12 protein-coding genes are annotated in these 15,183 nt (G+C 65.3%); 11 read left to right on the forward strand and 1 reads right to left on the reverse strand.

What is annotated here, in order from left to right; genetic code table 11:
• The first annotated feature begins 16 nt into the window (after positions 1 to 16).
• The 7 genes from I2H31_RS04315 to trmB all read left to right on the forward strand — a co-directional run bounded on the left by I2H31_RS04315 (position 17) and on the right by trmB (position 7,455).
• Positions 17 to 1,804, forward strand: a complete 1,788-nt coding sequence (locus I2H31_RS04315; RefSeq protein ID WP_196291786.1) for a TonB-dependent receptor — start codon at positions 17 to 19, stop codon at positions 1,802 to 1,804.
• A 103-nt stretch (positions 1,805 to 1,907) separates the two neighbouring features.
• On the forward strand, positions 1,908 to 3,098 hold the full coding sequence (locus I2H31_RS04320) for an HU domain-containing protein (RefSeq protein WP_196291787.1): 1,191 nt from the start codon (positions 1,908 to 1,910) through the stop codon (positions 3,096 to 3,098).
• Positions 3,099 to 3,106: 8 nt separating this feature from the next.
• A complete protein-coding gene (locus I2H31_RS04325; protein ID WP_196291788.1) occupies positions 3,107 to 3,793 on the forward strand; it encodes a MotA/TolQ/ExbB proton channel family protein in 687 nt (228 codons plus the stop codon).
• 91 nt (positions 3,794 to 3,884) lie between these two features.
• A complete protein-coding gene (locus I2H31_RS04330; protein ID WP_196291789.1) occupies positions 3,885 to 4,304 on the forward strand; it encodes an ExbD/TolR family protein in 420 nt (139 codons plus the stop codon).
• A 138-nt stretch (positions 4,305 to 4,442) separates the two neighbouring features.
• Positions 4,443 to 5,327, forward strand: coding sequence for a hypothetical protein (locus I2H31_RS04335; RefSeq protein WP_196291790.1), 885 nt, complete (start codon positions 4,443 to 4,445; stop codon positions 5,325 to 5,327).
• Between the two features lie 120 nt (positions 5,328 to 5,447).
• On the forward strand, positions 5,448 to 6,758 hold the full coding sequence (locus tag I2H31_RS04340; RefSeq protein WP_317192175.1) for a bifunctional folylpolyglutamate synthase/dihydrofolate synthase: 1,311 nt from the start codon (positions 5,448 to 5,450) through the stop codon (positions 6,756 to 6,758).
• Positions 6,759 to 6,789: 31 nt separating this feature from the next.
• A complete protein-coding gene (gene trmB, locus I2H31_RS04345) occupies positions 6,790 to 7,455 on the forward strand; it encodes a tRNA (guanosine(46)-N7)-methyltransferase TrmB (protein ID WP_196291791.1) in 666 nt (221 codons plus the stop codon).
• Here trmB and I2H31_RS04350 read toward each other — a convergent pair.
• Positions 7,452 to 8,042: a beta/alpha barrel domain-containing protein gene (locus I2H31_RS04350; protein WP_196291792.1), complete on the reverse strand. Its 591-nt coding sequence runs from the start codon at positions 8,040 to 8,042 to the stop codon at positions 7,452 to 7,454. The genes trmB and I2H31_RS04350 overlap by 4 nt on opposite strands.
• A gap of 128 nt (positions 8,043 to 8,170) precedes the next feature.
• Here I2H31_RS04350 and rpe point away from each other — a divergent pair, with 128 nt between their 5' ends.
• The 4 genes from rpe to hisD all read left to right on the forward strand — a co-directional run bounded on the left by rpe (position 8,171) and on the right by hisD (position 15,180).
• Positions 8,171 to 8,890, forward strand: coding sequence for a ribulose-phosphate 3-epimerase (gene rpe, locus I2H31_RS04355; RefSeq protein WP_196291793.1), 720 nt, complete (start codon positions 8,171 to 8,173; stop codon positions 8,888 to 8,890).
• Positions 8,891 to 8,948: 58 nt separating this feature from the next.
• Complete coding sequence (locus I2H31_RS04360; RefSeq protein ID WP_196291794.1) at positions 8,949 to 11,513, forward strand: TonB-dependent receptor; 2,565 nt, start codon at positions 8,949 to 8,951, stop codon at positions 11,511 to 11,513.
• Between the two features lie 413 nt (positions 11,514 to 11,926).
• The gene (hisG, locus tag I2H31_RS04365; protein WP_196291795.1) at positions 11,927 to 12,778 is read left to right on the forward strand and encodes an ATP phosphoribosyltransferase; all 852 of its coding nucleotides are present in this window, start codon (positions 11,927 to 11,929) and stop codon (positions 12,776 to 12,778) included.
• A gap of 5 nt (positions 12,779 to 12,783) precedes the next feature.
• Positions 12,784 to 15,180, forward strand: a complete 2,397-nt coding sequence (gene hisD / locus I2H31_RS25595; protein ID WP_317192176.1) for a histidinol dehydrogenase — start codon at positions 12,784 to 12,786, stop codon at positions 15,178 to 15,180.
• Positions 15,181 to 15,183 lie beyond the last annotated feature (3 nt).

A 15,183-nucleotide genomic window follows, 5' to 3' on the forward strand; every position in this document is an offset into this window, starting at 1 on the left:
GAATAACCATTTGCTGATGAAGCGTTTGTCAACCCATCATACTTCGCCGAAAACACGCCGGGCGGCGGGTTGGGCCCTGGCCACGGTGCTGGTAATGGCCGCGGCCCCGGCCGCGCTGGCCCAGCCCACCAAGGGCAAAACCACGGGCAAGATTGAAGAAGCCGAGATTGAAATCGTGAAAGAGCGGGTGAACCAGCTGCCCGAAGCCACGCGCAACTTCAACAAAATTGCCCTCCCGGCGCCGCCCAAAACCGACCGCAAAGTCACCTACACTTTCCCGGATTTCCGCCTGCCCGCCGACCGGCTCAACCCCTCAGTGAAGGTGCTGACGATTCGGGCCGAAGAGCCCACGCCGCTCACCGGCAACCTCGTGAAGCTGGGCATCGGCAACTACGGCACGTTTTACGGCCGCGGCTACTTCCACAGCACCCGCAACACCGACCACGCCTATGGCCTCGACGTGCGCCACGTCAACTCCCTCAACGGGCCCGTGGACGGCAAAAACTCCGGTGTGGCCGAAACCAGCGCCCACCTCATGGGCGAACTGTATCGGGGCACGGCCGCCTTTGGCGCCAACCTGGACCTGGGCCGCGAGCGCTACAACTTCTACGGCTACGAAAAGGCGGCCAACGGCACGCCCGTGGCCACGCCCGAAAACGGCGACATCAAACAGGTATTCAACCGCTTCGGCGTGAAGGCCTACGCCCACAACCGCGACCCCGAACAGGTGCTGCAATACGACGCCAGCCTCGGCTACCAGTACTGGGGCGACGTTTTCTCGGCCAACGAAAACGACGTGCGGCTGAACGCCAAAGTCGGCTACGCGCTGGGCGAGTCGAGCCGCATCACCGTGAACGCCGACGCCTCCTTCATCTCAGAGAAAGACGTGCGGCCCGCCACGGCGCAAGTGCCCGCGCCTAACGAGCAGGTGTCGCGCTCCCGCACGTTCGTGCAAGCCACGCCGGCATACGAGTTCATGCGGAATAACATTGCTTTCTCGGTGGGCGCCACGGTGGGCTACTCCTCCGACACCGCCACCAGCGTCAGCAAGGGCGTGATTTACCCCGCCGTGCGCCTCGGCTACACCATCGAGCCCGAGAAATTCATGGTGTACGCGGGCCTGGGCGGTGCCCTGCAGCGCGTGACGCGCTACGACCTGACCACCGAAAACCCCTGGCTGAACCGCGGCCTCAACGTGGCCGACACCCACCGCGGGCCCACCATCTACGCCGGCTTCACGTCCACGCCGGCCCGCGGGCTGGAATTCAACGCCCGCGCCACCTACGCCCGCGACCGCAACCTGTACTTCTACGCCAACAACCCCGTCGACCCCACCAAATTCGATTTGGTGTACGACCAGAATGCCACCGGCGTCCTCAACATCCACGGCGAGCTGCTGTATAACGCGGCCGAGAAGTTTCGCCTCGGCACCCGGCTTGATTATAATAAGTACGCCCTCAAGAACCTGCCGCAGCCGTTCCACCGGCCCGAGTTTCAGGGCTCCGTGTTCGGCACCTACAACGTGTTCGAGAAGCTGATGCTGGGCGTGGAAGGCTACTTTTACTCCGCCAGCTACGGCCTCAGCTACCGGCCGGCCGTCACGCCCGGCGCCGTCCGGACGGCGGATTTTTACCGGGCCACCGACCCCATCATCGACCTAAACCTGCGGGCCGATTACCGCATTACGCCAAAAATATCCATCTTTGTGATGGGTAATAACCTGGCAAACCGCCAATACCAGCGCTATTACGGCTACCCCGTGAAAGGCATCAACGTCATTGGCGGCGCGAGCTACACCTTCTAAGTTAAGCGTTGAGAGTTAGGAATTGAGAGTTTGTTTGCGTTTAACGCAGTAAGCTTTAGAAACATAGCTCTTACCCTTTAACTCATAACTCTTAACTGATACAATGCACTTAGCCGACCACATCCGCCCCCTGCTCCGTGACCACGACTGCGTGATTATTCCGGATTTTGGGGGCCTCGTGGCCGATGCTTCTTCGGCCCGGGTGCAGCCCGGCCGCCAGGCCCTGAGCCCGCCCACCAAGCTGGTGGCCTTCAACCAGGCCCTGACCCGCAACGACGGCCTGCTCGTCGATGCCCTGAGCCAGCACCTGGGCCTGCCCATCGCGCAGGCCCGCGAAGCCGTGCGCGCCGCCGTGGCCGGCCTCCAGCGGGAACTCGACGAAACCAACCGCACCGAGCTGCCCGGCATCGGCATTTTCCGCCGCGCGGCCGGCCGCGGGCTGGCTTTTGAGTACACGGGCACCGACAATTTGCTGGCGTCCGCGTTTGGCTTGCCCGAACTGGTGGCCCGGCCCGTGCGGGCCGCCGAGGCGCGCAGCAAGCGGCCGCAGCCCGCCCTGCGCGGAGCGGCCGCGCGCCGCACCCGGCTGGCCCGGCTCGTGCCCGGCGGCATCATTGCCGTGGCCGCGGGTCTACTGCTGTTGGCCAATTTTCAGTTCCTGGCCAACCGCGGGCTGGTGTCGGCCCGCTGGCAGGCGCAACTGCCCCGGCTGGAGTGGGCCCGCCCCGCTACGCGCGCCGCGGCCGTGGCCGAGCCGCAACAGGCCACCCTCGGGCAGCGTACCTTCGGCAATAACTCCTTGGCGACTACCGAAGGCATGACCCCGCTGCCGCCGTCGGACGTCGCCGCGTCGGCGGCCCCGGAACTGGCGCCCCGCCCGGCCGCCCCAACTGCGCTCGCCCCCGCCGAAACTGTGGCAACTCCGGCGGCGCCGGCTCCTTCAACTGTGACGGCCGTGGCGGCTACAGACCCCGCCGCAGCCGCTGCCCCGGCGGTACCGGCCGCTGTAGTGACCAAGCCCAAGGCTCCGGCCGCGTCCTCGCCGGTTATAATTAAAAACCGCACGGGGCGTTATTTCGTCATTGCCGGCGCCTACGGCAGTCTGGCCAATGCCGAGAAGGGCCGCAAAGGGCTGGCCCGCAACCACCCCAATGCCCGCATCATCCTGCCGCCGTTTGGGAGCCGCTTGTTCCGCCTCACGGCCGGCGACTATTCCGACCTGGCGTCGGCTCAACGCGAAGCGCAGCGCTTGCGCGTGAGCACGCGCGCCGACTACTATCCTTTGAAATTTTAATTTCCCGCATGTCCGTTTTCTTCCTGCAAGTGGTGCCCGCCGCTGCCGATTCTGTTAACACCGCCGCCCCCATTGCCAGCACCAGCGTCCCGGTGCTCGACCTGCTGCTGCGCGGCGGCTGGATTATGATTCCGCTGGTGGGGCTGTCCATTCTTTCGGTCTACATCATCATCGAGCGTTACTTCACCATCCGGCGGGCCGCCGGCGACCCCGATTCCTTCATGAATGGCATCCGCTCGCTGATGGTGAAAGGCGACCTGGCCGGCGCCAAGCTGCTGTGCGCCCAAACGGCCTCGCCGCTGGCCCGCATGGTGGAGAAAGGCCTGCGCCGCATCGGCCTGCCGCTGAAGGAAATCGAAACCAGCGTGGAAAACGTGGGCAAGATTGAGATTGCGCGCCTCGAAAAGAACATCAGCATCCTGGGCATCATTGCCGGCATCGCGCCCATGATTGGCTTCGTGGGCACCATCATCGGGGTTATCAAGATTTTCTACTCCATTGCCGCCACCAAGGAGTTTGGCATTCCGCAGGTGGCCGACGGCCTGTACGTGAAGCTGGTGACCTCGGCCACGGGCCTCATCGTGGGCATCATCGCCCACGTGGGCTACCACTGGCTCAGCATCCTGGTCGAGCGCATGGTGTTCCGCATGGAAAACTCGGCCATCGAGTTCATGGACATTCTCCAGGACAATTAATTGATTTGCTGATTCTTTAATGTGCTGATGTGCTGAAACTAGGATTCGGCCTTCAGCACATTAATCTATCAATTCATTAGCACATCAACCAATGAATCTATCCCGTCGCCACCGCCTTACGTCGCACGTCGAGACCGGGGCCATGAACGACATCATGTTTTTCCTGATGTTGTTTTTCCTGATTGCCTCCACGCTGGTGAACCCCAACGTCATCAAGCTGCTGCTGCCCAACGCCAAATCGAGCAAGCAGGTAATGAAGCAGCCCATCACCATTTCGGTGGACGCGGCCGGGACTTATTACGTCAATAAAAAGCCGGTCAATCCCGCTTCGGTCGAAACCGAGCTGGTGGCCCTGGTGGGCACCGCGCCCACCGAGGAGCAACCCACCGTGGTGCTGCGCGTTGATAATTCGTTGAACGTTCAGAAGCTGGTTGACATTCTGGAAATCGGCAACCGCCTCAAGCTGAAAATGGTGATGGCCACCCAGGCGCAGCAGGCGGCCGGCAAATAATGGGCTGATTGACTAATTTGCTGATGAGTTGATGAAAGTTGGCACCGCGCTAGCTCTGAACGGCATCACCTGCCATTATGCATTTTTGGTTCGTTCTGCATCAGCATATTAACCCATAAATTAATCAGCACCTCAACAATGGCTATTGACTATCAGGAACCCCACCGCCGCGAAGGCCTGATTGGCACCCTGGTGGTTCACGGGGGGCTCTTGCTGCTGTTCATCTTCATGGTGTTCAAGGGCCCCGACCCGCCGCTGCAACCGCTGGGCGGCGGCGACGGCGTGGAGCTGAACTACGGCCTGGACGCCGCCGGCTCGGGCGATGTGCAAAGCATGGCCACCGCCAACAACTCGCCTAACCGCGAAGACAGCCGCCCGCCCGTGGCCAGCCCCGACCCGCAGCCCCGGCCCGCGGCGGCCGCCACGCCCGACCCCACGCCGCCGGCGCAGGAGAAAATCATCACCAGCGAGGCCGAGGAAAGCCCCGTGTCGGAGGCCCCTGTGGAAACCCCCGCGCCCCCCAAGGAAGAAGTGAAAGTGGCGCCCAAGCCCAAGCGGCAGGTGGCCGTGGTGTTCTCGCCCAAAGGCAGTGCCACCGGCGGCGGCAACGGCGTGAACGGCAGCAGCAACGCGCCCACCGGCAACAACAACGGCGACCGCCCCGGCACCGTGGGCGACCAGGGCGACCCCAACGGCTCGCTCGACGCCAAGGCGCTCTACGGCGCGCCCGGGCGCGGCGGCTCGGGCAGTAGCCCCGGCAGCGGGGGCCTCGAAATGGCCGGTTGGGCGTTTGAGGCGGTGCCGGATATTCCAAAAATAGATGACACGCCGGGCGTGGCCCGATTCAAAATCGTCATTGATGCGAATGGCGACCCTCAATCGGTGACCAAGGTTTCGGGCAGCATCTCGCCCGAACAAACCAATGCCGTGCGCAATGCCTTGATGAAAGCTTCTTTTCGCAATGTGAACGGGAAAGACGGCGGCGCAACGGGATTTTACAACTTTAGGTATTCTGTCCGTTAAGCGTCCCAATTGACGCAAAAGCCCCGCCGTCTGCAAAGCAGGCAGCGGGGCTTTTTGATTACTGCCAACCGGCAAAGCCGTTAATTTGCGTTTTTCCTGCTTGCTCCAACCTTCAACGCCGTGACGTATTCCGAAACGCTAACTTACCTCTACGAGCAGTTGCCCATGTTCCAACGGGTGGGAGCGGCCGGCTTCAAAAAAGGACTGGGCAACACCCTGGCGCTGGCGGAAGCGCTGGGCCACCCGGAGCGCAAGTTTCGTAGCGTGCACGTGGCCGGCACCAACGGCAAAGGCAGCAGCTCGCACCTGCTGGCGGCGGTGCTGCAGGCCGCCGGCTACAAAGTGGGCCTGTACACCTCGCCTCATTTGCGCGAATTCACGGAGCGCATCCGGGTGAACGGACAGGAACTGGCCCCGGAATACCTGGTGGAATGGGTGGCGCAACACCGGCCACTGTTCGAGCAAATTCAGCCCTCGTTCTTCGAGATGTGCGTGGCGCTGGCCTTCGACTACTTTGCTGAACAGCGCGTCGACATTGCCATCATCGAAGTCGGGCTGGGCGGCCGCTTCGATTCCACGAACATCATCACGCCGCTGGTGTCGCTCATCACCAACATCAGCTTCGACCACCAGGCCCTGCTGGGCAACACGCTGCCCGAAATCGCGGGCGAGAAAGCAGGCATCATCAAGCCCGGTGTGCCCGTGGTGGTGAGCCAGACGCAACCCGAAGTGGCGGCCGTGTTTGAGCGCGAAGCCGCGGCCAAGCTGGCCCATCTGGTGGTGGCCGACCAGGTGTACCACGCCACCTTCGCGGGCGAACCGGCCGAGGATACCGGCCTGCGCGCCCTCCACGTCACCCAGCACGGCCGGCCCTACCTGCCCAACGCCGAGCTGGGCCTGCCCGGCGACTACCAGCAGTTCAACCTGCCCGGCGTGCTGGCCACGCTCGACGAGCTGCGCGCCCTGGGCTTCCGCCTCACGGAGGCAGCGCTGCGCACGGGCCTGCGCCAGGTGACGCAGCTCACCGGGCTGCGCGGGCGCTGGAGTATCATCGGGCGGCGCCCGCTGGTGGTGTGCGACACGGGCCACAACCCGGCCGGGCTGCGCCTGGTGATGGCCCAACTGCAGCGCGTGCCGCACCGGGCCCTGCACCTGGTCATCGGCACGGTGAATGATAAGGACGTGGCCGAAATGCTGGCTCTGCTGCCCCGGGAGGCCACGTATTATTTTTGCGCGGCCCAGATTCCGCGGGCCTTGCCGGCGGCAGAGCTGGCACAGCAGGCGGCGGCGCTGGGGCTGGCCGGCGAGGCGTATGAGTCGGTGCCGATGGCTGTGGCCGCGGCCCGCCGGGCGGCCGGGCCCGACGACGTGGTCTTCATCGGGGGCAGCACCTTTGTGGTGGCCGAAGTGGCCGAGTTGTACGCCGCCTGATTGTCTTCTTTTCAATTTTACTTTCTTCGATTTGCCTCGCGTTAAGCTTCAGCGTTTTCACGACAACGCCACCCGTCCCGATATCATTGAGCCGGGCAAGCCCGAATACGAGCAGCTGGGCGGCCGCTGGCGCACCGATTTTTTCCGGGCGCCCCACCCGCTGACCCTGGAAGTGGGCTGTGGCAAAGGCGAGTACACCGTGGGCCTGGCCCAGCGCCACCCCGAACGCAATTTCTTGGGGCTCGACATTAAAGGGGAGCGCATTTGGCGGGGCAGCACCCGCGCCGCCGAGCTGGGCCTGACCAACGTGGGCTTCGTGCGCATGCGGGCCGAAGCGCTGGCCGCGCAGTTTGGCGCCGGCGAGCTGGCCGAAATCTGGATAACGTTTCCAGACCCGCGCCCGCGCGACCGCGACATCAAGCGCCGGCTTACCTCGCCGCGCTTCCTGGCGCTGTACGAGCAGTTGCTGGCGCCCGGCGGCCTGCTGCACCTGAAAACCGACAACGAAGGCCTGTTTGAGTACACGCTGGAAACGCTGGCCGTCCGGCCCGGCGCGCGGGTGGAGCGGTTTACGCGCGACCTGTACGCCGAAGCCGGGCCGGAATTTGCCGAAGCCCAGGCTATTCAAACCAACTTCGAAGGCAAGTACCGGGCCGTGGGCGTGCCCATCAAGTACGTGCAATTTCGCTTGAGCTAGTCGACTTCCAAGGCCTCAAACACGGCTTCCAGCTGGTCAAAATCGCGCAGGCCGGGCTTCACTTCGTCGCCCGACGGGAAAGTGAGCCCGGCCAGCGGCAGCTGCGTGGCGAGGTCGCGGGCCCGCCCTGGGTCGAGGCCGGGGCCCAGCCACAAGGGCCGCTGCTGGCCCAGGCGCTGCAAGGCTTGCGGGCTGATGGCGGTGTTGCCCAGCTCAATAACCCAGCCGATGGGCGAATCCGGCAGGAGGGAGGCCTGCAAGTCGGCTTCGGCAGACAGCTCCACGTACACCGGCGGCGCGATTTCGGCCAGTTCGGCCGCGGTGCGGGGGCGGCGGAGCAGCACGGCGTCGAGGGCGCAGTCGGCGGCCACGGCGTTGATTTCGGGCGCGCTGAGCTGGTCGAATTCCCCGATTAGCTCCACGCCGGCCACCCAGCCGGCCAGCTCTTTCACGGTGCGGGTGTCGAGGGCGCCGGGCAGGGCCGGGTCGAGCACGAAGGTGAGCTTGTCGGCGCCCATGCCGGCGCAGTAGCGCGCGTCAGACAAATTATTGATGCCGCGGATGAGCAGCGGAACGAGGTGAGGCACGGGAAACGGGGAGGAAGCTCGGCCGGTGGGAGCCGGTTGAGGGAGGTTGGGTGATGGGCTGCAAAAGTAGGGCCGCGCGGCCGGCCGCGCGGGGTGCCGGAGCCGCCGCCGGCCGTATCTTCGTGCCCATGACTTCACTTCGCCGCGCCCCGCTGCTGGCCCCGTCGTTTCTGGCCGCCGACCTGGCCAACCTGCAAGCCGAAACCGAGCGCCTAGCGGCCAGCGCCGCCGACTGGCTGCACTTCGACGTGATGGACGGCCGCTTTGTGCCCAACATTTCCTTCGGCCTGCCCGTGCTGCAAGCCGTGGCCCGCTACGCCAAGCAGCCCCTCGACGTGCACCTGATGATTGAGGAGCCTCAGCATTACCTTGCGCAATTTCGCGACGCCGGCGCGGCTGGCCTCACCGTGCACTACGAAGCCTGCACCCACCTGCACCGCGTGGTGCAGCAAATCAAGCAGCTGGGCTGCCGCGCCGGCGTGGCCCTGAACCCGCACACGCCCGTGGCCTTGCTCGAAGACATTGCCGCCGACCTCGACGTGGTGCTGGTGATGTCGGTGAACCCCGGCTTTGGCGGCCAGGCCTTCATTCCCAACACCCTGAAAAAAGTGGCCATGCTGAAGGAATTGCTGGTCGATTGCGGCTCCAGCGCCCTGATTGAGGTGGACGGCGGCGTGAACCTGGCCAACGCCGGGCCTCTGGTGGAAGCCGGGGCCGACGTGCTGGTGGCCGGCAACTTCGTGTTCAGCGCCCACGAGGGGCCGGTGGCCGCGCTGGCCGGCCTGCGCGAGCAACTCAACGCCCTGGAACTGCCGGTGGAGGCCGATGGGGCCCGCCGCAAGCAATAGGGTGCCGGGCCGTGCGTTTTACATTCATGCAATTACTTTTTACTGCCGACTTCCGCTCATGAGGGAATTTCGACGTGCCCGGCTGGCGCCGGTTTCGGCTTGTGGCGTTGTGGCGTTGGTGCTGGCGGGGGCTTCCGTTGCGGAGGCCCAAACGCCGGCGAGCGCGCCCGCAGCGGCGGCTACTTCCACCGTCGTTACCCTGACCGGAACCTTGCGCGACGCCAACGGCCAGCCGCTGGAATTGGCTTCGGTGGGAGTGGAGGGCCAGCCCGGCGGGGCCAACACCACGGCGGAAGGCAATTTTACCCTCCCGGTGCGCGTGCCGGCGGGCGGCAAGACGGTGGTGCTGGTGGTGCGGCGGCTGGGCTACCTGCCGTTGCGCCAGTCCCTGCGCCTGCCGGCGGATGCCGGCAAGCCCCTGGCGCTCACCATGCGGCTGGACACCAAAGCCCTGGGCGGCGTGAAAGTAACCGCGCGCTCCAACCAGTCCGACCCGCGCGAGCAGGTGAGCATCACGCAGCTCGACCCGCGCACGGCCAAGGACATTCCCTCGCCGTTCGGCGATTTCAACGCCATTCTCAAGACGCTGCCGGGCGTCGTGTCCAACAGCGAATTGAGCAGCACTTACAGCGTGCGCGGCGGCAACTACGACGAGAACTTGGTGTACCTCAACGGCTTCGAGATTTACCGGCCGTTTCTGGTGACGTCGGCGCAGCAGGAGGGCCTGAGCTTCATCAACCCCGACCTAGTGAAACAGGTCGAGTTCAGCAGCGGCGGCTGGCAGCCCAAGTACGGCGACAAGCTCTCGTCGGTGCTGAGCGTGGAGTACAAGACGCCGGAGAAGTTCGCCGCCTCGCTCACGGCCAGCCTGGTGGGCGGCGCGGCCCACGCCGAAGCCCGCTCGGCCAACGGCCGGGTGAGCTACCTGGCGGGCGTGCGCTACAAAAATGCCCAGTACGTGCTCAGCTCGCTGAAGCAGGCCCAGGGCGGCTACAACCCCACGTTTTACGACGCGCAGGCCTTCGTCAACATCGGCCTGGGCAAGAAGGATGACGTGCAGCGCACCACGCTGGGCCTGCTGGGCGTGGTGGCCCACAACGACTACCGCTTCTCGCCCGAAACCGGGGAGGCCACCTTTTCCACCGGACCCAACCAGCTTACGCGCGTGTTCATTGCCTACGACGGCCGCGAGCGCATGCAGTTCGACACCTACCAGACCGGGCTGAGTTTGAAGCACGACTTTTCCTCGCGCCTGCAAATGGAGCTGCTGGGGTCGGCGCTGCGCTCGCGCGAGTCGGAGCTGCGCGACGTGGAAGCCGCCTACTCGTTTGCGGCCATCAACCGCGACCCCACCTCGCCGGAGTTCAACGAGCCCGTGCGCCAGCGCGACATCGGCTCGCAGTTCAAGCACTCGCGCAATTTTCTCGACGCGCAGATTTTCACGGCCGAAACCCGCGGCCGCTGGGCCGCCGCGCCCAGCCACACCGTGCGCTGGGGCGCCAAAATCGGCCGCGAAAAAATCAGCGACGTGCTCGACGAGTACAGCTTTGCCGATTCGGCCGACTTTGTGCCCGACGCGCGCCGCCTCCGCCTGCGCTCCGACCTGAGCCTGCTCAGCACCCGCAGCCAGGGCTTCGTGCAGGACACCTGGAACCTGGACACGCTGCGCACCCTCACCTACGGTGCCCGCGTGCACTACTGGACCACCAACGGCCAGCTGGTGGTGAGCCCCCGCGTGCAGTTTTCCCAAATCAGCCGCCGGCACCCCAACCGCTCGTTCAAGGCGGCGGTGGGCGTGTACTACCAGCCGCCGTTTTACCGCGAGCTGCGCGACCAGACCACCATTCAGCAGGGCGTGCAGCAGGCCTACCTCAACCCCGAGCTGCGCGCTCAGAAGTCCTACCACTTCATTGTGGGCAAGGAAATCTCGTTCACGCAGTTTGGGCGGCCGTTCAAGTTCACCGGCGAGGCGTACTACAAGTACCTGACCGACGTGGTGCCCTACGACATCGACAACGTGCGGCTGCGCTACTTCGCCAAAAACAACGCCCGCGCCTACGCCGCCGGCTTCGACACCCGCCTGAGCGGCGAGTTTGTGCAAGGCGCCGAGTCGTGGTTCAGCCTGGGCGTGCTCACCACCCGCGAAAACGTGGACGGCGACTCGGCCAACGTGGTGGACGACAACGGCAAGAAAATCGGCCGCGAGCCCAAAGGCTACATCCGCCGGCCCCAGGACCAGCGCCTGAACCTGGGCATCTTTTTCCAGGACCATTTGCCCAACAACCCCTCCGTGCGCGGCTACGTGAACCTGGTGCTGGGCACGGGCCTGCCGTTCAGTCCGCCCAACGAGCCCGACCTGCGCGGCACCAACGCGCTGACCAATATGTACCGCCGCGTCGATTTGGGCTTCTCCAAAGTCATCGGCCTGAAAAACGTGGGCGCCCCCAAGGCGCACGTCTACAGCTTCGAAAGCCTGTGGCTGGGCCTGGAAATCCTCAACGTCTTCGCTGCCAACAACGTGGCCGGCTACAACTACCTGCAGGACGTGAACGGCGTCACGTATTCGGTGCCCAGCTACCTCTCGCAGCGCCTGGTGAACCTGAAGCTCGTGGCTCGTTTCTGATTATGGGGTTTGGCCGGTAATCAGGTATTGGCAACTTGATGACTTTCAGGGTCAGCAGGTGCAATAATGGGCAGTAATGGCGGTTTTGTTTGCCAGTTTGACAAATTGCTGTACCTTTGCAGTACAATGACTCCCCACGCCACCCCACGTCTCTGTGCCGCGCGGCCCGTAACGGGCGCAGTGGCTGCGGTTGGGGTTCACGGCCATCACCACCATCTGTGGGGGGCCGGGCTGCGCGCCGGGTGCTAGGCTTGCGCTAGCGCCGGCCGCCCGCGCCTCCGCCGCCGCGCACCGGGGCGAGTCCGCGCCGGGCTTTTTCTTCTTTTTCGGGACGTTCTGCATCCAAACCGGTTGTGCCGGAGTAGAACCGCTGCCGCGCCCTTCGCCGGCGCGGGCCCGCCACCCCTTCCTTCATGCTCCGTTTAGCCATTCAAAAGTCCGGTCGCCTGAGCGAGGATTCTCTCGCCCTCATTCGCGAATGCGGCATCAGTTTCGTCAGCAGCTCCTATAAGCTCAAGACCGAAGCCACCAATTTCCCGCTCGAAATCCTGTTTTTGCGCGACGACGACATCCCCGGCTACGTGCAGGACGGCGTGGCCGACCTCGGCATCGTGGGCCAGAACGTGCTGGTGGAAGCTGGCTTTCCCGGCCTCGAAGTCGAAGCCCTCGGCTTCAGCAAGTGCCGGCTGAGCCTGGCCGTGCCCCGCGCCGACGCCTACGCTTCCGTGGAAGCCCTGCAGGGCAAGAACATTGCGACGTCGTACCCCAACATCCTGGGCCGCTACCTGGCCGAGCAGGGCGTGCGGGCCAACCTGCACACCATCAGCGGCTCGGTGGAAATTGCGCCCAGCATCGGACTGGCCGAAGCCATTTGCGACATCGTAAGCAGCGGTTCCACCTTGCTCGGCAACGGCCTGCGCGAGGTCGAAACCGTGTTTCGGTCCGAAGCTGTGCTCATTGCCCAGCCCCACCTCACGCCCGGGCAAACCGATTTGCTGGAGCAGCTGCGCTTCCGCATGCAGGCCGTGCGCCGGGCCCGGCGCAGCAAATACATTTTGCTGAACGCCCCGCTTTCGGCTCTGGAGGAAGTGCGGCGCCTGCTGCCGGGCATCAAGTCGCCCACCGTGACGCCGCTGGCCGAGCCGGGCTGGGTGTCGGTGCAGTCGGTGGTGCAGGAAGACGAGTTCTGGCACATCACCAGCCAGCTTAAGGCCGTCGGGGCCGAGGGCATCCTGGTGTTGCCCATCGAAAAAATGATTGCCTAGTTGCCATGCAGGCTTATTCTTACCCCGACCCCAGCACCTGGGCCGCCCTCTCGCAACGCCCCGCCGCGGCCGAAGCCCCGCAAGTGGCCGCGCGGGTGCGCGCCATTTTCACGCAGGTGCAGCAGCAGGGCGATGCCGCCCTGCTAAGCCTGGCGGCCGAGCTGGACCGCGCCGAGTTGACGCACTTGCTCGTGTCGGAGGCCGAGTTTGCAGCCGCGGTCGCCCAGGTGCCGGCCAAGCTGCAAGCCGCCATTCAGCAAGCCAAAGCCAACATCGAAGCCTTCCACGCCGCCCAGCGCGAGCCCGAATTGCGCGTGGAAACCATGCCCGGCGTGGTGTGCTCGCGGCGGGCCGTGCCGCTGCAGCGGGTGGGGTTGTACGTGCCCGGCGGCACGGCGCCGCTGTTCAGCACCCTGCTGATGCTGGGCGTGCCCGCCCGGCTGGCCGGCTGCCCCGAGGTGGTGGTGTGCTCGCCGCCCCGGCCGGATGGCACCATCAGCCCGGTTATTCTGTACGTGGCGCAGCTGCTCGGCATTCGCACCGTGGTGAAAGCCGGGGGCGCGCAGGCCGTGGCGGCCCTGGCCCTGGGCACCGCCACGGTGCCGGCCGTGGACAAAATCTTTGGCCCCGGCAACCGCTACGTGACCGCCGCCAAGCAGCTGGCGGCGGCCGAGCACGGCGTGGCCATCGACATGCCGGCTGGCCCCTCCGAAGTGTTGGTGATTGCCGACGCCCACGCCAACCCGGCGTTTGTGGCGGCCGATTTGCTGTCGCAGGCCGAGCACGGCCCCGATTCCCAAGTGGTGCTGCTGACCAGCGTGGCCGGGGTCATCGAGCGGGTGCAGGCCGAAGTGAGCCGCCAGCTGGCCGGGCTGCCCCGGCAGGATGTGGCCGCCCAGGCCCTGGCCAACAGCCGGGCGCTGCTGCTGCCCGATGAGCCCGCCCTGCTGGCATTCTCCAATCAATACGCCCCCGAGCACCTCATTCTGGCCACCGACAACGCCGACGCGCTGGCCGCCCACGTCACCAACGCCGGCTCGGTATTTCTGGGCCACCTCACGCCCGAAGCGGCCGGCGACTACGCCTCCGGCACCAACCACACGCTGCCCACCAGCGGCTACGCCCGGCAGTACAGCGGCGTTTCGCTCGATTCGTTCGTGAAGAAAATCACCTTCCAGCGCATTTCGGCCGAAGGCCTGCGCGCGCTGGGTCCGGTGGTGGAAACCATGGCCGCCGCCGAAGGCCTGGCCGCGCACGCCCGGGCCGTTTCGCTGCGCCTGGCTGCCCTACCGAACCCGGCGGCCTCAAGCGGCGCTCCCGCCGAAGACGAGTACGCGGGTTTGATTCGGCCCAACGTGGCGCGCATGCAGCCGTATTCCTCGGCCCGCGACGAGTTTGAGGGAATGGCCCCGGTGATGCTCGACGCCAACGAAAACAGCCTGGGCTCGGTGGGCCCCGAAGATTTCAGCCGCTACCCCGACCCGCACCAGCGGGCCATCAAAGCTGAGCTGGCGCGTTTGAAAGGCTTGGCGCCGGACAATATTTTCCTGGGCAACGGCTCCGATGAAGCCATTGACCTGCTCGTGCGCCTCACCTGCACGCCGGGCCAGGATGCCATTGTGGTGTGCCCGCCCACCTACGGCATGTACGAGGTGGCCGCCAACCTCAACGACGTGCGGGTGGTGCGCCTGCCCCTGACCCCAGACTTCCAGATGCCGGAAACGGCCCCGCAAACCCTGGCCGCGTCCGGGGCCAAGCTGGTGTTCCTGTGCTCGCCCAACAACCCCACCGGCAACCTGCTGCACCGGGCCGCCATCGAGCGCATTCTGGAAACTTTCTCCGGCTTGGTAGTGGTCGACGAAGCGTACGCTGATTTTGCCGATGCACCCAGTTGGACCACCCGGCTGGCTGAATTCCCCCGGCTGGTGGTGCTGCAAACCTTTTCCAAGGCCTGGGGGCTGGCCGGGCTGCGGCTGGGAGTGGCGTACGCCGCGCCTGCCCTCGTCGCCTACCTCAATAAAATCAAGCCGCCCTACAACATCTCGGCCGCCACCCAGCGCCCGGCCCTGGCGGCCCTGGCCGCGGCGCCCAACCTGGCCGTTATGCGGGCCGAACTCCTCGGCGGACGGGCTTTCTTAACCGAACGCCTCCCGCAGCTGCCCATCGTCGGGCACGTTTTTCCTTCCGATGCCAATTTCCTGCTCGTTCGGTTCAATGCCGATGCCACGCGCATCTATGAGCAGCTGCGGGCCCGCGGCATCGTCGTCCGGAACCGCACCACGCAGCCTGGCTGCGCTGGCTGCCTCCGCCTGACGGTGGGCACCGCTTCCGAAAATGCCTTGTTGCTGCAAGCACTGACGGAAATAGGAGCGGACGCGCCCAACCCAACCGACGCGCAGTAAATC

Source organism: Hymenobacter ruricola, assembly GCF_015694525.1.
Lineage (GTDB): Bacteria > Bacteroidota > Bacteroidia > Cytophagales > Hymenobacteraceae > Hymenobacter > Hymenobacter ruricola.